The following is a 21999-nucleotide window of genomic DNA, read 5'->3' as shown; positions in this document are numbered from 1 at the left end:
CTTTATTGAGAACCTGTAACCGATGGAGCGTCGGCGGCTCGCCGGCATCTTACCAACCAGCAAAGACCTGTTCAATCAAACAATTGGCAGCGAGCCCTCGCCGCGCCATTTTAGATTTCAGGCTGCATCACTCCCCCATCCCATCATGCCCACCAAACTCCCCAAATGGCAGCAAGAACTCTTCGCCACGCCCTTCTGGCTGTTGCAAACTTTTGTCAGCGTTGCCCTTATCCTTGTTATCGTTGTCTGGCTGCTCAAATACACCCGCTTTGGGCGCGAATTTTGGCACGTCCTGCGCCCCTGTTTAGACAAAAAAACTGCACAACGCGCCCTGCTGATGATTTCCGCCATGATTGTGCTGCTGCTCACCGAAGTGCGCCTCAACGTGTTCAGCACCTTTATGACCAGCGGGCTGTACACCTCCATGCAAGAAATGAACGCCAGCGCGTTTTGGCTGTTTGCCGCCATGAATGCGGCGGTGGTGCTGCTGCGGGCGTTCAACGGCGCGGTAAACGATTTTTTTGACCAAGCCATCGCCATCAAATGGAGCGAACGGCTCAACGCCGTGCTGATTCAACGCTGGCTTAGCGACAAAAACTACTACCGCCTGCAAAGCAAACGCCACACCCCCGACAACATTGACCAACGTATCCAGCAAGACGCGCAAGATTTCATCGTTTCCACCATTGAATTTGTGCGCGGCATGCTCAATTCCGTGCTTACCTCGCTAGAATTTGCCATTGTGCTGTGGGGCTTGGCGGGTGTGCTCACCGTGTTTGGCATCAATATTTCGCATGGCATTGTTTATTTTGTGTTTATTTTCGTTATCCTTGCCACCTTCGTTGCCATGTGGATAGGCAAACCGCTGATTCATCACAATTATGAAAACGAAAAGCTCAACGGCGACTACCGCTATTCGCTGATTCGCATCCGCGACCACGCCGAATCCGTTGCCTTTTACGGCGGCGAAGGGCAGGAAAAACAATCGCTCAACCAACGCTTCGCCGCCATCATCCGCAACAAATGGCGCATCGCCCGCCAAAGTGTGTTTTTAAGCGGCTTCAACGACATGTTTTCCAGCGGCATCAAACTCTTTCCCATTCTACTGCAAGCCCCGCGCCTGTTTGCAGGGCAAATCAAGCTCGGCGACATCCAACAAACCGTGCAAGCCTTCGCCCGCTTGCAGCAAGCACTGTCGTTTTTCCGCCTGTTTTACGGGCGCTTCACCGTTTACCGCGCCCGCTTAGAGCGTTTATACGGCTTTATGATCAGCATGGAAGAGCCGCACCACAACCAACAACCGCAACGCCAAACCGCGCAAGGCAGCCTGAAAATCCAAAACGCCACCATCTACCGCGCCAACGGCGACATCCTGCTGGATAACCTGAATTTTCAGGCTGCCGCAGGGCAAAGCCTGCTCATCAAAGGCCCATCAGGCTGCGGCAAAACCACCACCCTGCGCATGCTCGCAGGCTTATGGGCATTTGGCAGCAGCGGCAACGTATGGCAGCCTGAAAAAGCCCACACCCTATTTATCCCGCAGCGCGCCTACGTTCCGCAAGGCAGCCTGAAAACCGTGTTGTGCTATCCCAATATCCAAGCCGATAACGAAACCCTAATCGCCACGCTCAACGACTGCCAACTCCCCCACCTTGCCGAGCGGCTAGACGAAGAGCAAGACTGGCAGCACATCCTGTCCCCTGGCGAATTGCAACGCATCGGCTTTGCCCGCGTATTGCTCGCCAAGCCCCAGCTTATCCTGCTAGACGAAGCCACCTCCGCGCTCGACGAGCCCACTGAAGCCCATCTTTACACCCTAATCCGCCAACGCCTGCCGCAAAGCATCATCGTCAGTATCGGACACCGCGGCACGCTGGATGCCTTCCACGATACCAGCATAGAAATTGCCGCACCGATGGATTGCGGGTAAAGCCGCAAGCAAAAGGCAGCCTGAAAATGTTTTTAAATGCTGTTTTAGCTTCGCTGAAACTCGCTTCGCTCGTTTTCAGGCTGCCTTACGCTTGCGCCCAAACCCAACTCGTAGGGTGGGCAACTCGTTGCCCACCATTGTTCATCACATTCAAGCAATCAACAAAAATAGCGCGCCCAAGCATTTAACGTTTTCAGGCTGCCTTTCAACATTTCCTATCTTTGCCAGCGCAGGCGTTTCGCCGCCTACCACGAGCAGGGGCTTGCCCCTGCACCCCGTGTAGCATCAACCCTTTATAACCAGCACCAACGTTTCAGGCTGCCTCACCCATCGCAAAGGCAGCCTGAAAATTCTCCCTCTGTCCTTGACACCTCTCCCGCCCCCGCAATTACAATCGCACGATTTTTTCATTTCTGAACCCCAATCCAAGGAACACTACCATGCGCTGGTATCTAGCCGCTTTGAACAAATACGCCGAATTTAGCGGGCGAGCCCGCCGAGCAGAATACTGGCTATATATGCTGATTCATATATTGGTGCTGGCTGTTCTTATAATCTTGATGATTCATACTTTCTTTTCCCGAAATAACGCTTTTGACATCGTTGCAATGCTGCTATTTATCTATTTACTCATCACATTCCTACCATCACTTGCCGTTACCGTACACCGTTTGCACGATATGGACTTTTCAGGCTGGTGGATTCTGATTGTATTTTTCTCCCTTCTTACTCCACCCGTTTTCTTGCTTTGTTTAATACTTCTTTTTTTCAAAAAAGGCACCAAAGGCAACAATTTCTTCGGAGAAGACCCCATACCAGCCGAAGAATATGAAGAATATTAACCCGCACCGCAAAAGGCAGCCTGAAAACGAGCGAAGCGAGTTTCAGCGAAACTAAAACAGCATTTAAAAACATTTTCAGGCTGCCTCACTATCCCCAACCGTAAAACAGGCAACTCGTTGCCCACCACTATTACCACCCCACAAAGGCAGCCTGAAAAGCCCCCGCCCCGCTTTCAGACTGCCTTTATGCTAAAATTTGCCCTCCCAACCCACAACCAGAAAGCACATCATGGCAGGCAACACCTTCGGACAACTCTTCACCGTAACCACCTTTGGCGAAAGCCACGGCGCAGGCATCGGCTGCATCATCGACGGCTGCCCGCCCAATCTTGCGCTCACCGAAGCCGACATCCAGCCCGACCTAGACCGCCGCAAACCCGGCACCAGCCGCCACGTTACCCAACGTCGCGAAGCCGACCAAGTAGAAATCCTATCAGGCGTGTTTGACGGCAAAACCACAGGCACCCCCATCGTCCTGCTCATCCGCAACACCGACCAGCGCAGCAAAGACTACGGCAACATCGCCCAACAATTCCGCCCCGGCCACGCCGACTACACCTATTGGCACAAATACGGCACGCGCGACTATCGCGGTGGCGGCAGAAGCTCTGCCCGCGAAACTGCCGCCCGCGTCGCCGCAGGCGCAATTGCCAAAAAATGGCTGCGCCAACAATTCGGCACCCACATCATCTGCTGGGTAACGCAAGTGGGCGAACACGAAATCGCCTTTGAAAACGAAGCCTACATCGCGCAAAACCCCTTTTTTGCCGCCAACCAATCACAAATCGCCGCGCTGGAAGCCTATATGGACAGCGTGCGCAAATCGCTAGACAGCGTGGGCGCAAAGCTGCACATAGAAGCCCGCAACGTGCCGGTAGGCTTGGGCGAACCCGTGTTTGACCGCCTAGATGCCGACATCGCCCACGCGCTGATGTCCATCAACGCCGTCAAAGGCGTAGAAATTGGCGACGGCTTTGGCGTAGTCGCCCAACGCGGCAGCTACCACGGCGACGAACTCACGCCACAAGGCTTTGCCAGCAACCACGCAGGCGGCATCGTCGGCGGCATCGCCACAGGGCAAACCATCACCGCCAACTTCGCCATCAAACCCACCAGCTCCATCGCCACCCCGCGCCAATCCATCGATATTCACGGCAACCCCGTAACCCTCGCCACCCACGGGCGACACGACCCCTGCGTGGGGCTACGCGCCGCCCCCATTGCCGAAGCCATGCTCGCGCTGGTGCTGATGGACCACGCGCTGCGCCACCGCGCGCAAAACGCCGACGTGCGCGTGGATACGCCCGATATTGAACGCAGATAGTTTTCAGGCTGCCTTTGCGTGATGCAGAGGCAGCCTGAAAAACAAGCGAAGCAGTAAAGCTGAAAATACGCAACTCTTGGGGCACATCTGCCCGCTAGCAAAAACCGTTTTATATAACGCGCCATTCCATTTCGGTTTCAGGCTGCCTACCGCATACAGCAGAGGCAGCCTGAAAATCCAAAACAAAAATCAAACCAGCCGGCAAGCGATAAGCCGCCAACCGGCGCACCACCAATTTAAACCCGCCGCGCAAAGATTTCAGACTGCCTTTGCACCGCGTAACGGCAGCCTGAAAAAAGGAAACCGACATGGCAGACCTGTTGTCCTGATTATCGACGCCCTCGCCCTGCTGATTAAATGGACTTTGCGCTGATTTTCTGGCTCGGGCGCAAACTCGGCTGGATACAGCAAACCGCGCCCAAACCCACGCGCAAGCAGACCATTATCGGCGGGTTGACGTTGCTGATTGTTTTGGTGGCGGTTGGTTTGTGGTGCGGTAAATATGCCAACCGATGCCTCACGCACACCAAAGGCAGCCTGAAAACCTACTCTCGTTTTCAGGCTGCCTTTTATTGCCACCGCTTCACGACTGATGCCGTTTCTTCACGCTCACCTGCCGTTTTTTCACTTTCCCGCCGCTGTTGCGCACTTTCTCGTCTTTGCGGTTTTCCCGCTTGGCAATGCGGTTGCTCAATGTTGCGCGGCGCAGCGGTTTGTTTTTGGTTTGCGCGGCGGTTTCTTCGTAGGGGTTTTCGCCCACGTTGTATTGAATCCGCAGCGGCGTGCCTTGCAGGTTAAACGCTTTGCGGAAGGTTTGCGTTAAATAGCGCGTGTAGCTGTCGGAAATCGCGCCGAGCGAGTTGCCGTGTATCACGATAACGGGCGGGTTCATGCCGCCTTGGTGGGCGTAGCGCATTTTGGGGCGCACCAAGCCTGCGCGGGGCGGAGCTTGGCGTTCCACCGCGCTTTGCAGCACGCGCGTGATTTTAGGCGTGGGCATATTGATAAACGCCGCGTTATAGGCAGCCTGAATGCTGTCAAACAAGCCGTCTATGCCGCGTTCTTTCAGCGCGGAAATATAGTGAAACTTCGCAAAATCAAGGAAATACAGCTTGCGGGCGATGTCGCGCTTGATGTCGTTGCGCCGCTCTTCGCTGATGCCGTCCCATTTGTTTACGGCAATCACCAGCGCGCGCCCTGCTTCCAGTGCAAAGCCTGCAATGGTGGCATCTTGGTCGGCGATGTCTTGCTGCGCGTCCAGCACCAACACGGCAACGTTCGCCGCTTCAATCGCTTGCATCGCTTTAATCACGGAGAATTTTTCCACCGCTTCGTCCACTTTGCCGCGCCGCCGCACGCCTGCGGTGTCGATGATGGTGAACGGCTTGCCTTCGCGCTCAAAATCAATGTGGATGCTGTCGCGCGTGGTGCCCGCCATGTCAAACGCAATCACGCGCTCTTCGCCCAAAATGGCGTTCACCAGCGTGGATTTGCCCACGTTGGGGCGGCCGATAACGGCAAACACGGGATGTTTGTTTTCAGGCTGCGTTTCGTCGGCATCGGGGAAATTTTCCAGAATTTCTTCAATCAGATAGTAAACGCCGTCGCCATGCGCGCCTGAAATCACGTGCGGTTCGCCCAGCGCCAGTTCGTAAAACTCTGCCGCCAACACGTCGCGCCGTCCGCCCTCGCCTTTGTTTACCGCCAAATACACGGGGCGTGGCGATTGGCGCAGGCGGTCGGCGATGATTTTGTCTTGCGGCGTTAAGCCTGTGCGCGCATCCACCAGAAACACGACGGCATCGGCTTCATCCACGGCTTGCAGGGTTTGCTTTGCCATTTCGTGCAAAATGCCGCTGTCCACAACGGGCTCAAAACCGCCTGTATCCACAACCAGATAGGGCTTGCTGCCCACTTTTCCGTGCCCATAATGGCGGTCGCGGGTTAAACCCGGCAGGTCGTGTACCAGCGCGTCTTTGGTGCGCGTGAGGCGGTTGAACAAGGTGGATTTGCCCACATTGGGGCGGCCGACTAGGGCGATGGTGGGTTTCATAAGGGTTCTTTCTGTTTCAGGCTGCCTCAATTAGGGGGCAGCGAGCAGGTGTTTCATTGAAAAACACGGGTTGGTTAAATGGGTGGGATGCGTTTTCAGGCTGCCTAAACGGCTCGTTTTTCTTCAAATTCCACTCGTGCATAAATCTCGGCAAGCGATAGCGTGCAGCCGATGCTGGCAAGCGAAATGGTGTCGCTGGCTTGGGTGTAGCTGGTGGCTTTCCAGCCGTCGCTGCGGCGATACGCAAGGGCTGCCATAAAGTTTTGTTCTAGCACGATGTATTCTTGCAAGCTGGGGATTTGGCGGTAGTCGTGTAGTTTGAGGGTTAAGTCGGTTTGGCGTGTGCTGTCGGATAAAACTTCAATAATCAACACGGGTTGGCTGGCTGAGTTGCCTTGAGCTTGGCAATCTATTACGACATCGGGGTAGTAATAATTATGCTGGGCTTGCACGCGCCAATCGCTGATAAACGCTTGGCAGGGATGGTTTTTGAGCTGGCTGTGCAAAGCAGCATAGGCATTGCCTGCGATGATGTTGTGGTTGCGTGATGCGCCTGCCATCGCCCAGATTTCGCCGTTGATGTATTCGTAGCGCGTGTCGCTTTCTTGGGCGTAGCGGGCTAGGTAGTCGGCTTCGCTGATTTGGCTTGGGGTTTGGGTAAGCGTATTCATTTTCAGGCTGCCTTTTGTGGGGTCGCAGGGTATTTTTCAGGCTGCCTATTGCGTATCACATTAGGCAGCCTGAAAACATTGCGGCGCATTGTAGCCTATTTTGCGGTTCTACGCCTCGGCAACCGCTTCGCGGGCATAGGTTTTCTCGCAATAATGGCATTTGAGCTTGGTTTGCCCGTTTTGTTGGCGCACATAAAAACGGCTGGTTACGGGTTCGCTGTGGCTGGCGCAGTTGGCGTTGGGGCAGCTAAACACTTCGCTGATGGTACCAGGCAGCGTGAGCCGCATTTTTTGCACCACTTGAAAATCTTGAATCAAATTCACAATTGCTTCGGGGGCGAACAAGGCAAGGCGGTTGGCATCGGCTTCGCTGAATATTACGTCTTTGATTTTGATGATGTCTTTGCTGCCTTGCGAGTGGCTGGGCAGGTTGAAGCCCACGGTTACCGCACTGCCGTGATGCAGCACTTTGAATTGGCGCAGGATGGTGAGCGCCAGCCCTGCGGGGATGTGGTCAATAACGGTGCCGTTTTCTATGGCTTCTACACTTAATTGTTTGCTTTTCATGGTGATTTCCTTGTGTATCAGATTTGAACTTCGCTGAAACGCGCCTTACTCATTTTCAGGCTGCCTAATGGATGTTGATAAAGCAGGTTAAACCGTTTCGTTCAACACCAGCGACAACATCGCCATCCGCGCAAACACGCCGTTGGTGGCTTGTTCAAAATAATAGGCGTAGGGCGTGGCATCCACGCTGGGGTGGATTTCGTCCACGCGCGGCAGCGGGTGCAGCACGCGCAAATTGGGTTTGGCGTTGGCGAGCATATCGGCGTGCAGATTGAATTTGCCTTGGATTTTGGCGAATTCTTGTTCGTCGAAGCGTTCGCGTTGCACGCGCGTCATGTAAAGGATGTCTGCCCATGCCACCGCGCTTTCCAAATCGGGGAAGATTTGCCACGCCGCGCCCGCTTCGTCCAGCTCTTCGGTGATGTAGTCGGGCATGGCGAGCGTGGGCGGCGACACAAAGGCGAACTCGCAGCCGAAGCGTTTGAGCGCCTGCGCGAGCGAATGCACGGTGCGCCCGTATTTCAAATCGCCCACCATGGCGATTTTCAGGTTTTTCAGGCTGCCTTGGGTTTCGTGGATGGTTACCAAATCCAGCAGGGTTTGGCTGGGATGCTGGTTGGTGCCGTCGCCCGCGTTGAGCACGGGCACATGCGAAAACTCGGCGGTTACGCGCGCCGCGCCGTCTTGCGGATGGCGTTGGATAATCGCATCGGCGTAGCTGCTGATGATGCGCGCGGTGTCGGCAAGCGTTTCTCCTTTTTTCGCGCTGGTGTTTGCGCCGTCGGCAAAGCCGATTACCTTGCCGCCCAAGCGTTGCACGGCGGTTTCAAACGAAAGCCGGGTGCGTGTGGACGGCTCAAAAAAACAGCTTGCGATGAGTTTGCCATCTAACAAGCTGGGATTGGGTTCGCTTTTCAATTTGAGCGCGGTGTTGAGCAATAACAGCAGCTCTTCGTCGGTCAAATCGGCGATGGAGATAATGTGTTTTTGGTAGAACGGATTAGACATGGCGGTTTCCTTTGTATGCGGTCCGAGCGGACAAACGGCGGGATTATAGCAATATTTTTTTTAATGTGCTTACATTTTTTTACACGGCGGCAGCCTGAAATGCAAAATGCCGTAAAATGTCAGTTTCTGAATAGCGCGGTGATTGCAAATTCTTTACAATCGGCAAAATTCGTCAAGATACCCTATCAAACTCCTTTTCAGGCAGCCTGAAAATTCTCACAAGCGAACACATCATGACAAGAAAATATTTTGGTACCGACGGCATTCGCGGCGAAGTCGGGCAATTTCCCATTACCCCCGATTTTGTGCTCAAACTGGGCAGCGCGTTTGGCAGCGCATTGGTGAAACACGATGCGGGGCATAAACCTACCGTTATCATCGGCAAAGACACGCGCATTTCGGGCTATATGCTGGAAACCGCGCTGGTGGCAGGCTTCACCGCCGCCGGGGTAAACGTGGTGCAAACCGGGCCGCTGCCCACGCCCGCCATCGCCTATTTAACCCGCGCCCTGCGCTTGGACGGCGGCGTGATGATTTCCGCCTCGCACAATGTGTATAGCGACAACGGCATCAAATTTTTCGCCGAAGGCGGCGTAAAACTGAGCGACGATATGGAATTAGCCGTTGAAGCCGAATTGGAAAAAGACTTGCGCACGCTGCCCAGCAGCCAGCTTGGGCGCGCCCGCCGCATCGAAGGCGCAGCCGACCGCTACATTGAATTTTGCAAATCCACCTTCCCCAGCCATCTGGATTTATACGGCTTGAAACTGGTGGTGGATACCGCCAACGGCGCAGGCTATCACACCGCGCCCAAAGTATTCCACGAGCTGGGCGCGGAAGTCATCAGCATTGGCGATGAACCCAATGGCTACAACATCAACGATAAAGTCGGCGCAACCTACACCAAAACGCTGCAAGCTGCCGTGTTACAAAACGATGCAGATTACGGCATCGCGCTGGATGGCGACGGCGACCGCCTGATGATGGTGGATAAAAACGGCGTGGTGTACGACGGCGATAAGCTGATTTACATCATCGCCAAAGCCCGCGCCGCGCAAGGTTTCGCCTTTGGCGGCGTGGTTGGCACGGTGATGAGCAATTTGGGCATGGAAAAAGCCCTTGTCGCGCGTGGCATCGCCTTTGCCCGCGCCAAAGTGGGCGACCGCTATGTACTGGAACAATTGCACGAGCGCGACTGGCTTATCGGCGGCGAATCCTCGGGGCATATCGTGTGCCTAGACAAACACAATACAGGCGATGGCACAATCTCCGCCCTGCAAGTGCTCGCCGCGCTGCGCGAATTGGGGCAAGATTTAGAAACTGCCGTAGATTGGCAGCCCTATCCGCAAACCATGATTAACGTACGCATTGAAAAAGGGCAAGACTGGCAAAGCGCATCGCAAGCGGCGTTGGCGCAAGCCGAGCAGGAGCTGGGCGACCGAGGGCGCATTGTGCTGCGCGCATCGGGCACAGAACCCGTTGTGCGCGTGATGGTAGAAGCCGATAGTGCGATGATTGCCGAACAATGCGCCCAGCGGATTGCCCAATCCATCCAGCCGTAAACCGCCTATAAGGCAGCCTGAAAACTTGTAAACAAGGCAAACGCCCCCCACTCTGCTTTTCAGGCTGCCCCATCAACCCCAACAATAAAGCAAACCACCATGCTCGTCTTTTTAGAACAATTCTTTATCCAATTTGGCTACGTCGCCGTGTTCTTCATCCTGATACTCTGCGGCTTTGGCATTCCCATCCCCGAAGACGTTACCCTCGTTGCAGGCGGCGTGATTTCAGGCTTGGGCTACAAAAACGTACACTTTATGGCGGTTACCGGCGTGCTGGGCGTGTTGGTGGGCGATGGCATTATGTTTCTGCTTGGCAGGCATTATGGCAACCAAATTCTCAAATTTCGCCCCGTTGGCAAAATGCTCAACCCCAAACGCTACGCCCTTATCCGCCAAAAATTTGACCAATACGGCAACCGCGTGATGTTTGTCGCCCGCTTTCTGCCGGGCTTGCGCAGCCCCATGTTTCTCGTGGCAGGCATGAGCGGCAAAGTGTCCTTTCTGCGCTGGCTGATGATGGACGGTCTGGCTGCCATCTTAACCGTGCCGCTTTGGGTGTATTTGGGGCACTTCGGCGCAGAAAATAAAGACTGGCTGATGAAGCAAGTCCACCAATTCCAATACGGCTTATACATCGTCTGCGCCATCGGCGCGGCATGGGCGGGCTACCATCTTTACCACCGTCGCCAAGGCTTAATCGCCCGCCGCGACGAATTGCTGGAAAAACGCCGCCAACGCCGCCTCACCCGCGAAGCGAAACAACCGCAAGCCCAACAATCCACCCAACAACAATCACACAGCAAATAACGTTTTCAGGCTGCCTCACCCCAAAAGGCAGCCTGAAAACTATCTATACCGTCTTACCTCCAAAGGACAACCCCATGCCCACCCAACACTACATCGGCATCATGTCAGGCACCAGCATGGACGGCGCAGATGCCGTACTCATCGCCATGCAAGGCAAGCAATGGCAACGCGCCCTCGCCCACAGCTTTGTCCCCTACCCCGCCAGCCTGAAAACCGAACTGCTCGCCCTGCAAAACATCGGCGAAAACGAACTGCACCGCAGCCAAATCCTCGCCCAACAGCTCAGCCACATCTACGCCCAAACCGTCCACCAACTGCTTGCCCACAGCCAAATGCAGCCTGAAAACATCACCGCCATCGGCTGCCACGGGCAAACCATCCGCCACGCCCCCGAACATCAATACAGCATCCAACTGGTCAATCTCCCCCTGCTCGCCGAGCGCACAGGCATCTTTACCATTGGCGATTTTCGCAGCAGAGACCTTGCCGCAGGCGGGCAAGGCGCGCCACTCGTTCCCGCGTTCCACCAAGCCCTGTTTGCCAGCCCAGCCGAAACCCGCGTGGTACTCAACATCGGCGGCATCGCCAACATCAGCCTGCTCGCCCCCAACCAACCCCCCATCGGCTTCGACACAGGCGCAGGCAACATGCTGCTAGACGCATGGACACAACACGTTTGGCAACAGCCCTACGATGCCAACGGCGCAAAAGCCGCGCAAGGCAAAGTGCTGCCCCGCCTGTTAGGCAGCCTGAAAGCCCACCCCTATTTCAGGCTGCCACCGCCCAAAAGCACAGGGCGCGAACTCTTCTCCCTCACGTGGCTGCAAAGCTATCTAAGCGGCAACGAATCCCCTTTTGACGTGCAACGCACCCTCGTCCAATTCACCACCGAAACCATCGCCGATGCCATCTTTCAGGCTGCCTCAAACACGCGCCACATCTACATCTGCGGCGGCGGCATCCAAAACACCACCCTAATGCACACGCTTGCCGAACTATTCGCCCCACACAACATCGCCTTACATAGCACCGAAAGCCTAAACCTCAATCCCCAATGGGTAGAAGCCGCCGCCTTCGCATGGCTTGCCGCCTGCTGGGTAAACCAAACCCCCTCCAACCCCCACCACGCCACAGGCGCACACAAGCCGCTTATTCTTGGCGCAGGCTATTTCGCATAAAAAGGCAGCCTGAAAATGGGATAAACCGTTTTCAGGCTGCCTATTATTGTTGCCAACTGCTCCATCAAGGATACGGGCGACAATCCGAATCCACCCGCATAGCATTATTAAAAAAAGGCGTTTCATCACACGTTGTCTTGCTGCTCTCACACACCAGCGAAGTGCCATCATGCGCATGAATCAACACCCGCGCCTCCCTGTTCTTATCAAACGACACCGCCTTCATGCTATACGCCGCCTCGCTTTCCGTGCCGCGCGGGTTGCCCAGCATGCGAATGCAGAAATAAGGCGTTTGCGTAATCGGCAAATCCACCCATTGCGTGCTGCTTTTCTTAAAGTTGGCATGATTCGCATAATGACGCTCCAACGCCTGCGCATTGTCCATCATCGCCTGATGCGCCTCGCTTAGCCGCGCATTTTTCACATAATTGTTGTAAAGCGGATAAGCCACCACCGCCAAAACCGCGATGATGGCTATCACCACCAACAATTCAACCAAAGTAAAGCCTTTTGCTTTCATGTTATTGCATCACTTCGCAGCCGTCAGGACCATTAGGGTTGGTAGGCGATATAGTAAGGTAACTATTTGCACCACTGCTCGTACAACGAACAAAGGCAGGAACAGAAGAATCGTAGAACAGAATCAGCTGATTGGTAGCCAAATCATCTGCTGAATATAAGCCAGCTTTTGGCGCACCTTTTAATACATAATTGTTGGTATCTGCTTTAACTATTGAGAAATTATAGTTATCGTTATCTACTGTAACCGTAATACCTGTTGTAGGCGTAGTGGAAGCATTATTCTTAGTAACAAAAGTTACGGTAGGCGGGGTGCAACCTGTTGCGCCGCTTGCTTGGCAAAAAGTCTGATGCTGCCCATAGTAACGTTCCATTGCCAGCGCAGTATCCGACATCATGGCACGCGCATTATCTAAACGCGCACGGCGGATATAGCTTAAATAAGATGGATAAGACAAAGCAGCCAAAACACCTATGATTGCAATAGCAACCAACAATTCAACCAATGTAAAACCTTTTTGTTGCGAAGACAGTTTCATTTTTTTCCAATCTTTCAAATTAAAATAATTTTCGTGTGTGCATCCAATCAAGCAATTTTAATGCAGGTTAGCCAGTTTAGCGAAATAAATAGATTTAAAAATTATTTTTCGCTTATTTGCGCAATTAAATTCTCAAAATCTTAATTTTTTTAATTTTTAATAATCATATTACCCTTTATTTGACAGAGATAATTTTTTTTTACATACCGCTTGTTTTTGTTAATTCTTTCGGTTATCTTGGCGTTTCCTTTCTCCACAAACCCAGCGTTTAACCAGATTGAACCAATCAATATAATTATTGTTATGTTAAGCGTGTGCGCGTACCCTAAATCGCTGTCTCGTTTAACCGCATTACAGGTGCATCGGCAAAATTATCCATTTGCAATCAAAGTTACGCAGAACAAATGAGGTTGTCATGCAAATATCAGGCGCACAAATTATCGTGCAAAGTCTTCACGCAGAAAATGTTGAGTATGTTTTCGGTTATCCCGGCGGCGCAGTGTTGGAAATCTACGATGCCATTTATCAGCTCAAAAAATTCAAACACATTTTAACGCGACACGAGCAGGCAGCCGTGCATGCCGCAGACGCTTATTCTCGTTCCAGCGGCAAAGTGGGCGTTGCCTTGGTTACATCAGGACCGGGCGCAACCAACGCGATAACAGGCATCGCCACCGCTTACAGCGATTCGATTCCGCTGGTGGTGATTTCCGGGCAAGTGCCATCAGGCGCAATCGGCACAGATGCGTTCCAAGAAATTGATATGATTGGTATTTCTCGCCCATGCGTAAAACATAATTTCTTGGTTACCAATATTGAAGACCTGGCTGTAACCATTAAAAAAGCATTCCAAATTGCTAAATCAGGTCGCCCAGGCCCCGTGGTGATTGACGTTGCCAAAGATGTTACCCAAGCCACGGCAAAATACAGCTATCCGCAAGAAGACTTGCCCATCCGCTCTTATCAACCCGTTGTGCAAGGCCATGTTGGGCAAATTAAAAAAGCGGTGCAGCTTTTGTCTGCCGCCAAACGTCCTTTGGTTTACTTTGGCGGCGGCGCGGTTTTGGGCAACGCCTCAAAAGAATTAACCGATTTCATCCGCACGACAGGCGTACCTTGCACAGGCACGCTGATGGGCTTGGGCGCATATCCTTCTGATGACCGCCAGTTTTTGGGCATGCTCGGCATGCACGGCACTTATGAAGCCAACTTAGCCATGCAAAATGCCGATGTGGTTTTGGCGGTGGGCGCGCGTTTTGATGACCGCGTAGTCGGTTCGCCTGCAAAATTTGCCGAAGCGCCGAAAAAAATCATCCATATTGATATTGACCCATCCAGCATTTCCAAACGCGTTAAAGCCGATGTGCCGATTGTGGGCGATGTGAAAAACGTTTTAACCGAGATGCTCAACTTATGGCGTGTGCAAAACGAATCCATCAACGCCAATCATTTGGAAAAATGGTGGAAAACAATTGAAGAATGGCGCGCGCAAGAATGTTTAAGGCTGCCTGAAACCGATTTAATCCTGCCGCAATATGTGGTGCAAACTTTGGCAAAAGTAACCAACAACGATGCCATCATTACGTCTGACGTAGGACAGCATCAAATGTTTGCCGCGCTGTATTATCCGTTCCAACGCCCGCGCCAATGGCTCAATTCGGGCGGCGCAGGCACAATGGGCGTGGGCTTGCCCTACGCGATGGGCGCGCACCTTGCCAACCCTGATAAAGACGTGTTCTGCATTACAGGCGAAGGCTCCATCCAAATGAACATTCAAGAACTGGGCACCTGCGCGCAATACAATCTGCCGATTAAAACCGTGTGTTTGAACAACGGCTATTTGGGCATGGTGCGCCAATGGCAAGAATTGTTCTACGACGAACGCGAATCGGAAACCAATTTGGAATGCCAGCCCGATTTCGTGAAACTGGTGCAGGCCTATGGCCATGTGGGCATGCGGATTGAAAAAGCATCCGATGTGGAAGGCGCGTTGCGCGAAGCGTTAGCCCTGAAAAACCGCTTTGTATTCATGGACTTTATAACTGACCGCAAACAAAACGTGTTCCCCATGGTGGGCGCGGGCAAAGGTTTGGACGAAATGGTCTTGCCGCAACACATGCGTTCAACTAAGGCATAAGAAAGGAACAAAAATGCGACATATCTTGTCTGTTTTGCTGGAAAACGAATCTGGCGCACTAAGCCGCGTGGTGGGCTTGTTCTCGGCACGGAACTACAACATCGATTCGTTGTCGGCTGCGCCCACCGAAGACCCCACGCTTTCGCGCATGACGATTGTTACGCATGGCAGCGATAGCGTAATCGAACAAATTACCAAGCAACTCAATAAGTTGGTTGAAGTGGTGAAAGTGGTGGATTTGAACGAAGGGCAACACAACGAGCGCGAATTGATGCTGGTGAAAGTGCGCGCCACGGGCAAAGAGCGCGATGAAGTATTGCGCTTGGTAACTATTTATCGCGGTCAAATCATTGACTTGACCGATAAAACTTACACCATCGAAGTAACGGGTGCGCGCGATAAGTTGGACAGCCTGCTGGTCAATCTGCCGCAAAATTCCATTTTGGAAACCGTGCGGACAGGCGCGGCCGGAATTGGTCGCGGCGAGCGTATTTTGAAAATCTGAGTTTAACCCGGCAAAATGAAACCGCCGTTATGCTTTGCGCTAACGGCGGTTTTTGTTTGATGAAATGCAAACCGATTTTCAGGCTGCCTCAGCCTGTTGAGGCAGCCTGAAAATGCTTAAACCCAGCTTTGCAACCCTCTTTGCTTTTTCAGGCTGCCCAATCTATCCACGTCTGGCGCAACCAGCCGTTACACCACGCAAAGGCAGCCTGAAAACCCCGATATTGCCATCCATTCGCCATGCAAATAATATCAACAACTTACACGGAAAATTATAATTTCTCTTTTATTTTCAAATAGTAACAAAGTCAAGCGCAATCCCATCCGCCCCATTTTGCACAAAAAATAAGCAGCAAAAGCCATACCATGATATTGCAACAAAATTTGATGGCAGCCACATATTTTCCACACAGTTATCCACAAAATATGTGGGCAAAGTTTGTCGCCCCAATGTTAAAATCCGCCTCCATTTTGCAAACAGGAATCCCCATGTCCGCATCTTTTTCTTGGCAAGAATTCATCGTTAATCTCTTTGCCCGCAAAGCCTTCACCGCCAACCTGTTGGAACGCAGTTTCAGGCAGCCTATGGGCTGGGTGGAGCTGGCGATTATGCTGGCTTTGGTGTTTGTCGCCTATCGCCTGTCGGAAAAATGGGCGCAGTCGTCCAAAATCAAGGCGATTCGTTTTCGCATGATTCGCCATGTGTTGCGGCGCGTGTTGTTTCCCGTGTTGCTGCTGGTGGTGGCGCTTATTGCGCAAGTGGCATGGGAAGCGGCGGGCTTTCACGCGGTGTGGTTGAAACTTTTGCTGCTGGCGGCAAACTGGATGATGGCAATTCGGCTGGTGCTGGCGCTGATTAACGGCGCGTTCCCCAAAAGCACACGCTCGGATGCGATTGAACGCGCGGCTTCCACAGGGCTTTGGGGCTGTTTCATTTTGTGGCTGTCGGGCATCGACGATTGGATTATCGATTGGCTCAAATCGCTGCAAATTCCCATCGGCGCAAGCAAGCTCAACGTGTACACCATTTTAAGCGGCTTGCTGTGGGTGGGCGTGATGATGGTGGGCACCATGTGGTTTTACCGCTGGCTCAACGCGCGTTTGATGGAAAGCGCGCGGCTGGATATGAACCTGCGGATTGTGTTGTCCAAAGTGATGAAATCGCTGCTGATGATACTATCTGTGCTGATTGCGCTGCCTTTGGTGGGCATAGATTTAACCGTGTTGTCCGTGTTTGGCGGCGCACTGGGCGTGGGGCTGGGCTTTGGTTTGCAAAAAATCGCCAGCAATTATGTGTCGGGCTTTATCATCTTGGCAGACCGCTCCATCCGCATCAACGACCGCCTCACCGTAAACGGCTTTACAGGCTATGTAACCCAACTCACTTCGCGCTTTGTGGTGCTGCGCAATGCAAATGGCGCAGAAGCCCTGATTCCCAACGAAACCTTTGTTACCAACACCGTGATTAACGAATCCTACACCGCGCGCGCCCTGTATCAATCGTTGGACATCCAAGTTGCCTACGCCACCGATTTAACGTTGGCGATGAACATCTTGCGCGAAGCCGCCGCCGAGCAAAAACGGGTTGGCACCAATCCGCCGCCCTCCGCCCTGCTGTTGGGATTTGGCGACAACGGCATCAATCTGCGCGTCGGCTTTTGGGTGAACGACCCCGAAAACGGCTTTGGCGGCTTGTTCTCCGACATTTTGCTCACCATTTGGCAGCGGTTTAACGAAGAAGGCATTGAATTGCCGTTCCCGCAACGTGAAGTGCGCATTTTGAACAACGATAACGACAAAAGGCAGCCTGAAAATAATGAGGCAGCCTGAAACGCAGTTCAGCGGAGCTAAAACGGGTTTACACGCTTCTGTGAAACCGTAAAACTTACATTTAGCATCCATTTTTACCACGCCAAACCGCATTTCAGGCTGCCTCTTCGCATCAAGCAAATGTATGGCGATGTAAAAAATTACCTAAAATGCTCAATTTGCTGTACATTGTGCGAACAACTCTACCGAAAGGGACATACATCATGAAAAAACTGATTCTTACCAGCACGATTGCGTTACTCGTTGCCAGCCCATTGGCAATGGCAAAAGACCCCACCATCGCCTCCAACTCATCCAGCGTAAAAGATGCAGGCTTTATCAACAGCATGGCTTCCGCCGCCAACGGCATGGGCGCAAAAGAGCCGCTCACAATCAGCGAAAGCAACGATGGCGGCAAGCGCGTGTTGGTGGTGGCAGGCAGCAATGGCACAACTTGCCGCGTGCCTGTTTCCGATGGCAACCCGCCTAAAATGATGGGCATCAACTGCAAATAACCCTAACCCGATACCAAAAGCCCCAGCCAAAATGGTTGGGGCTTTTGCTTGCCTGTTGATTAGGATGAGGCAGCCTGAAAATCAAAATTCAGCATCGGCGGCGTTTTCGCCATTGGCTGATGGCATCGCAGGCGCGCTGGCAACGATTTCTGGCGGTGGCAGCAAGCCTGCTTTTAAGTTCAATGCTGCGGCATTGAGCGTTGGATAATCGCTGAATGTGATTTGGTAGCCGCCTGCGCTGTTGCCGCGAAGCTGCGCGCGCGCGCCGAGCGGGAAGGTGGTTTTGTTGGCAACGTGCCCGAACGGGAAGCCGGTGTAAACGGGCACGCCTGTTGCGCGGGCAATCACTTGCGATACGTTGGTCAAATCGTAGCTGCTGTCGTAAACATCGCGGATGTTGCCCATGCGGAAATCGCCCAACACAATCGCTTGCTGGCTTTTCAAAATGCCCGCCAAATGTAGCGTTTGCAGCATCCGCTCAATGCGGTAGGGCTGCTCGGCAACGTCTTCGATAAACAAAATGCCGCCTTGAATCTTGGGCATATACGGCGACCCCGCCAGCGATGCCAGCACGCTCAAATTGCCGCCCCACAAGATGCCGTCCGCATCTTTCACGCGCGAAGTTTGATACGCTGACACGGCAACGGTGGTGCTGGCGGAAGTAGTGGTGCGGATAAAGCTGTCCATGGTGTAAAAATTGGGCTGCGGTTTGGCAAATTCGCTGTACAGCATCGGTCCGGCAAAGCTGGGCATGCCGCTTTGCGCAAGCAGCGCCAGTTGAATGGCGGTTACATCGCTGAATCCGAACAACAAGGTTTGCTGTTCGCGCATTCTCGCGCCCAAGTTGCCCCAATCGATATGCGGCAATAAACGCGCCGCGCCGTAGCCGCCCCGCGTGCCCATGAACACCTTGGGCGTGGCTGCACGCCCTATCGCCACGTCTTGGAAATCGGCAATGCGCTCAAAATCGCTGCCCGCAAAACGTTGGAAACGGCGGTAAGCGGCGGCGTGGTTGGTGATGGAGAAGCCTGCTTGGGCAAGGCGGTCTAAGCCCAATTGGATGCGGGCAGGGTCTTCACAAAAGCCTGATGAGGCAAAAATTCGCATGGTGTTGTCGCCTTGGGTGCGTGGTGCGGGGGCGGGCGTGTTTTGGGGTTGGATGGCAGGCCCGGGCGTTGGGGTGTTGGGCTGCGGCTTGTTGCTACTGCCGCATGCCGCCAATACGCCGCTGCCTGCGGCGATTAACGAGCTTTGCAAAAGATGGCGGCGCGATAAGGTGAGGCACATGGGATTTCCTTATGGGTGAACAAACCCGCGTATTATAGTGGATGAACAAAAATACGCCCAAATCGGCAGGCCATACTCATTGCAAGCCAATCCGCCATACCGCATTTTCAGGCTGCATTTAGCATACGTTTTACTTGGCTTGGCCAGTTTTCAGGCAGCCTGAAAGTGGCTTCGCGCGTTGCCGCAGCCCAAATCGGCGCGGGGAAACACGCATCGTCTTGAAACCGCGCAATCACATGCCAATGCAAATGCGGCACCACATTGCCAAAACTCGCCAAATTGATTTTTTCAGGCTGCAATACTTGGCGCATCGCCGCTTCCACCTTGTAAACCACGTCCATCAATTCGGCGCGCTCGGCGGGTTGCAAATCGGTCATCTCGGCAACATGATGCTGCCAAATCACGCGGCAAAAAGCGGGGGCATTGGCTTCGTTGTGCACGGCAATCACGCGCAGATTGGGCGTTTGCAGCAAAATTTCTTCGTTTTGCGCGGCGCAAATTGGGCAATCCATGTTCATCGTCTCCATCAAATGTTTTCAGGCTGCCTCAATGTTGAAAGGCAGCCTGAAAAGTTATCACGCTAATTATTTGGCAGCAGGGCGCGCAGCGGGCTTACTGTCAAAAGTATCCAAGTCTTGACCTGGGGTGGACAGCAAATCGCCACGGTTCACGTTTTTAATGCTTTCCAAAATGATGGCGGAAGAAACGTGTGCGCCTGTGCGGTACACCATTGCCAAGCCGATTTCTTCATTTGGCGTGTTCACAAAGTGCGTCGCTTTTTCGTTCGGGCTTCTCCAATCGGATTTCACCACTTGGCCGCGGCGGTAAATGCTCAACACCGTGCCGTTATCCAAGCCGTCGGCTTCGCCTTTGTTCAAAATCAGCGTTTGCATGGTGCCGCTTTCTTCCACGCCTTCCATGATGGAAATGATGTCTGCATCAACGCGCGTTGCAGGCTCGTGTGGCACATAGTGGAACTCGGTTAATGCGGGCGATTTTTTAATCAGGTAGTCGCCTTGGTGGATTTCAGACAATGCACCGTCAATAATCATAGGCTGCGCGGTGCGCGTTGCGACTTTTTTGCCAACCAGCAAACCGTTTTTGGTGTTTGAATAGTATTCATCGCGGGCCAAATTCGCTTCTTCTTCCGCAGTGCGGTATGACAGGCGGCTGTTTGGCGTAACCAAAGTGGAGGCTTCGCCTACATACTCAACCAAGATGCCCAAGTTCGCTTTGCTGCGCGGGTCAACGATGGGACCGTTTGGACGGAACACGAGATATGTACCCGATTCTGCAATGCCGTCCGCATAGATGCGGTCGCCGCCAGAGTAATACATGCGGTTATCAGGGCCGGCAACGATGCGCGCGGCGTGCGCCAATTGTTCTGAGGTCATGAATTGCGGCGTTTTCATGAACATGTGATAGAAATTCACGTTAATCGTTGGGATGGCATAGCCCGAACCCAAATCGCGCACTTGGGGATTCAGTTTATAAGTCGGGATGTTGCTTTGGCTACCGCGCGCCACGCTCAAACGGGGTTTGCCGTTCACATAAGTGAGCACCAAAGTTTGACCCGGATAAATCAGATTGGGGTTTTTGATTTGCTTGCGGTTCATGCCCCATAATGTCGGCCATTTCCAAGGGCGGTACAGGTATTTGCCTGAAATGTCCCATAGTGTGTCGCCGTGTTTTACGGTGTAACGCGCGGGGGCGTTTTTTCTGATACGCAAGTTTTCAGCCGTTGCGGCGGTGGTTGAAATCATCATACCTGCTGCGCAAAGCAGCGTTATAATTGTTTTTTGCATTTGGGAATCCCCTGTTAGCTTTGGATGAGTTGGATTACATTATTTAACGAACAATTGCAATGATAGTGCATTTTAAATTGTTTAGGCTAGCATTATACTAAAATGCGTTAAGCAAATTGGCATCTATGCCACAGTTTTTGAAAAATCACACAATTTGAGGATATTTATTTTATGGCTTTGTTACCTATTTTAACACACCCTAACGAGCGTTTACACATTGTGGCGCAGCCTGTGGCGCAGGTGGACGAGCGCATCCGCACGCTGGTGCAGGATATGGCGGAAACCATGTATGCGTCCAAAGGCATCGGCTTGGCGGCAACGCAGGTGGATGTGCACGAGCGCGTGGTGGTGATTGATTTGTCGGAAGAGAAAAACCAACTGCTTGCGCTGATTAACCCTGTGATTACGAAAAAAGACGGCGAAACCACTTACGAAGAAGGCTGTTTGTCTGTGCCGGGGATTTATGAGGAAGTTACCCGCGCGGAAACGATTACAGTGGAATTTTTGGATATTCAGGGCAACAAGCAAACGCTGGATGCGGATGGTTTGCTGGCGATTTGCGTGCAGCACGAGCTTGACCACTTAAACGGCAAATTGTTTGTGGAATATTTGTCGCCGCTGAAACAAAACCGCATCAAAACCAAAATGAAAAAACGCCAGCGCGAGACGATGTGATTTTCAGGCTGCCTTATGATGGATAATGTGAGGCAGCCTGAAAACGTTTTAGGAGAACGGGATGACAATGGCGCGTTTGCAGCGGGTTTATTTGTATTATTCGTATGCGGTGTTTGCGGTTTTGCTGTTTACCGCGTGGCGGCAGTATCAATTTGCTTTATTTTTGCTTTTAAGTTTTATTTTGCTGACCTGCAATGCGGTCATGAAACGCTTGGTGTGGCTTGCAAAAAACCGCTATGCTGATTACGCCAGCCCAATGGATGCCAC

The 21999-nt window shown here is 52.8% G+C and carries 22 protein-coding genes; 12 read left to right on the top strand and 10 right to left on the bottom strand.

All coding sequences use genetic code 11. From position 1 onward, the window contains the following. The first annotated feature begins 145 nt into the window (after positions 1-145). The 3 genes from JDW22_RS01280 (at position 146) to aroC (ending at position 4096) form a co-directional block, all read left to right on the top strand. The gene (locus tag JDW22_RS01280; protein WP_200521930.1) at positions 146-1930 is read left to right on the top strand and encodes an ABC transporter ATP-binding protein/permease; all 1785 of its coding nucleotides are present in this window, start codon (positions 146-148) and stop codon (positions 1928-1930) included. 440 nt (positions 1931-2370) lie between these two features. After that, positions 2371-2772 (top strand): DUF805 domain-containing protein, encoded by a 402-nt coding sequence (locus tag JDW22_RS01275; RefSeq protein ID WP_003796098.1) that lies wholly within the window; start codon positions 2371-2373, stop codon positions 2770-2772. 229 nt (positions 2773-3001) lie between these two features. Continuing rightward, the gene (aroC, locus tag JDW22_RS01270) at positions 3002-4096 is read left to right on the top strand and encodes a chorismate synthase (protein ID WP_200521147.1); all 1095 of its coding nucleotides are present in this window, start codon (positions 3002-3004) and stop codon (positions 4094-4096) included. A 109-nt stretch (positions 4097-4205) separates the two neighbouring features. Here aroC and JDW22_RS01265 read toward each other — a convergent pair whose 3' ends face one another. From JDW22_RS01265 to pyrB, 5 genes are all read right to left on the bottom strand, one after another. Next, positions 4206-4406: a hypothetical protein gene (locus tag JDW22_RS01265; RefSeq protein ID WP_200521142.1), complete on the bottom strand. Its 201-nt coding sequence runs from the start codon at positions 4404-4406 to the stop codon at positions 4206-4208. 273 nt (positions 4407-4679) lie between these two features. Beyond that, on the bottom strand, positions 4680-6149 hold the full coding sequence (gene der, locus JDW22_RS01260; RefSeq protein ID WP_200521141.1) for a ribosome biogenesis GTPase Der: 1470 nt from the start codon (positions 6147-6149) through the stop codon (positions 4680-4682). Positions 6150-6253: 104 nt separating this feature from the next. Continuing rightward, a complete protein-coding gene (locus JDW22_RS01255) occupies positions 6254-6820 on the bottom strand; it encodes a Uma2 family endonuclease (protein ID WP_200521137.1) in 567 nt (188 codons plus the stop codon). Between the two features lie 108 nt (positions 6821-6928). Then, positions 6929-7387, bottom strand: a complete 459-nt coding sequence (pyrI, locus tag JDW22_RS01250; RefSeq protein ID WP_200521136.1) for an aspartate carbamoyltransferase regulatory subunit — start codon at positions 7385-7387, stop codon at positions 6929-6931. Positions 7388-7474: 87 nt separating this feature from the next. Next, positions 7475-8395 carry an aspartate carbamoyltransferase gene (gene pyrB, locus JDW22_RS01245; RefSeq protein WP_200521134.1) on the bottom strand — a complete coding sequence of 307 codons (921 nt, stop codon included), beginning with the start codon at positions 8393-8395 and terminating at the stop codon, positions 7475-7477. Between the two features lie 233 nt (positions 8396-8628). Here pyrB and glmM point away from each other — a divergent pair, with 233 nt between their 5' ends. The 3 genes from glmM to JDW22_RS01230 all read left to right on the top strand — a co-directional run bounded on the left by glmM (position 8629) and on the right by JDW22_RS01230 (position 11942). Further along, positions 8629-9957: a phosphoglucosamine mutase gene (glmM, locus tag JDW22_RS01240; protein WP_200521132.1), complete on the top strand. Its 1329-nt coding sequence runs from the start codon at positions 8629-8631 to the stop codon at positions 9955-9957. Positions 9958-10056: 99 nt separating this feature from the next. Beyond that, positions 10057-10764 (top strand): DedA family protein, encoded by a 708-nt coding sequence (locus tag JDW22_RS01235; RefSeq protein ID WP_200521130.1) that lies wholly within the window; start codon positions 10057-10059, stop codon positions 10762-10764. A 74-nt stretch (positions 10765-10838) separates the two neighbouring features. Then, on the top strand, positions 10839-11942 hold the full coding sequence (locus tag JDW22_RS01230; RefSeq protein WP_200521128.1) for an anhydro-N-acetylmuramic acid kinase: 1104 nt from the start codon (positions 10839-10841) through the stop codon (positions 11940-11942). Positions 11943-12006: 64 nt separating this feature from the next. On the opposite strand, the gene JDW22_RS01225 is transcribed toward JDW22_RS01230, so the two are convergent. Both JDW22_RS01225 and JDW22_RS01220 read right to left on the bottom strand, forming a co-directional pair. After that, the gene (locus JDW22_RS01225) at positions 12007-12462 is read right to left on the bottom strand and encodes a type IV pilin protein (RefSeq protein ID WP_200521127.1); all 456 of its coding nucleotides are present in this window, start codon (positions 12460-12462) and stop codon (positions 12007-12009) included. 1 nt (position 12463) lies between these two features. Continuing rightward, positions 12464-13018, bottom strand: coding sequence for a type IV pilin protein (locus JDW22_RS01220; protein ID WP_235964661.1), 555 nt, complete (start codon positions 13016-13018; stop codon positions 12464-12466). 397 nt (positions 13019-13415) lie between these two features. On the opposite strand from JDW22_RS01220, the gene ilvB reads away from it, so the two are divergent. From ilvB to JDW22_RS01200, 4 genes are all read left to right on the top strand, one after another. Further along, on the top strand, positions 13416-15137 hold the full coding sequence (gene ilvB / locus JDW22_RS01215; protein ID WP_200521125.1) for a biosynthetic-type acetolactate synthase large subunit: 1722 nt from the start codon (positions 13416-13418) through the stop codon (positions 15135-15137). A gap of 13 nt (positions 15138-15150) precedes the next feature. Then, positions 15151-15642 carry an acetolactate synthase small subunit gene (ilvN, locus tag JDW22_RS01210; protein WP_003796130.1) on the top strand — a complete coding sequence of 164 codons (492 nt, stop codon included), beginning with the start codon at positions 15151-15153 and terminating at the stop codon, positions 15640-15642. A 488-nt stretch (positions 15643-16130) separates the two neighbouring features. Then, a complete protein-coding gene (locus JDW22_RS01205; RefSeq protein ID WP_235964660.1) occupies positions 16131-17471 on the top strand; it encodes a mechanosensitive ion channel family protein in 1341 nt (446 codons plus the stop codon). Positions 17472-17674: 203 nt separating this feature from the next. Next, positions 17675-17965 (top strand): hypothetical protein, encoded by a 291-nt coding sequence (locus tag JDW22_RS01200; RefSeq protein WP_235964659.1) that lies wholly within the window; start codon positions 17675-17677, stop codon positions 17963-17965. An 81-nt stretch (positions 17966-18046) separates the two neighbouring features. Here JDW22_RS01200 and JDW22_RS01195 read toward each other — a convergent pair whose 3' ends face one another. The 3 genes from JDW22_RS01195 to JDW22_RS01185 form a co-directional block, all read right to left on the bottom strand. After that, positions 18047-19252 (bottom strand): LD-carboxypeptidase, encoded by a 1206-nt coding sequence (locus tag JDW22_RS01195; protein ID WP_200521108.1) that lies wholly within the window; start codon positions 19250-19252, stop codon positions 18047-18049. A gap of 107 nt (positions 19253-19359) precedes the next feature. Next, complete coding sequence (locus JDW22_RS01190) at positions 19360-19764, bottom strand: HIT family protein (RefSeq protein WP_200521100.1); 405 nt, start codon at positions 19762-19764, stop codon at positions 19360-19362. A 72-nt stretch (positions 19765-19836) separates the two neighbouring features. Next, positions 19837-21057: a LysM peptidoglycan-binding domain-containing protein gene (locus JDW22_RS01185; RefSeq protein WP_200521092.1), complete on the bottom strand. Its 1221-nt coding sequence runs from the start codon at positions 21055-21057 to the stop codon at positions 19837-19839. Between the two features lie 171 nt (positions 21058-21228). Between JDW22_RS01185 and def the strand changes: the two genes are divergently transcribed. Both def and JDW22_RS01175 read left to right on the top strand, forming a co-directional pair. After that, a complete protein-coding gene (gene def / locus JDW22_RS01180; protein WP_003796144.1) occupies positions 21229-21732 on the top strand; it encodes a peptide deformylase in 504 nt (167 codons plus the stop codon). 15 nt (positions 21733-21747) lie between these two features. Beyond that, positions 21748-21975, top strand: coding sequence for a hypothetical protein (locus JDW22_RS01175; RefSeq protein ID WP_200521091.1), 228 nt, complete (start codon positions 21748-21750; stop codon positions 21973-21975). Positions 21976-21999 lie beyond the last annotated feature (24 nt).

The sequence above is a fragment of the Kingella bonacorsii genome (genome assembly GCF_016623605.1).
Taxonomy (GTDB): Bacteria; Pseudomonadota; Gammaproteobacteria; order Burkholderiales; family Neisseriaceae; genus Kingella_B; species Kingella_B oralis.
This window is presented reverse-complemented; position numbering and strand designations above follow the sequence as displayed.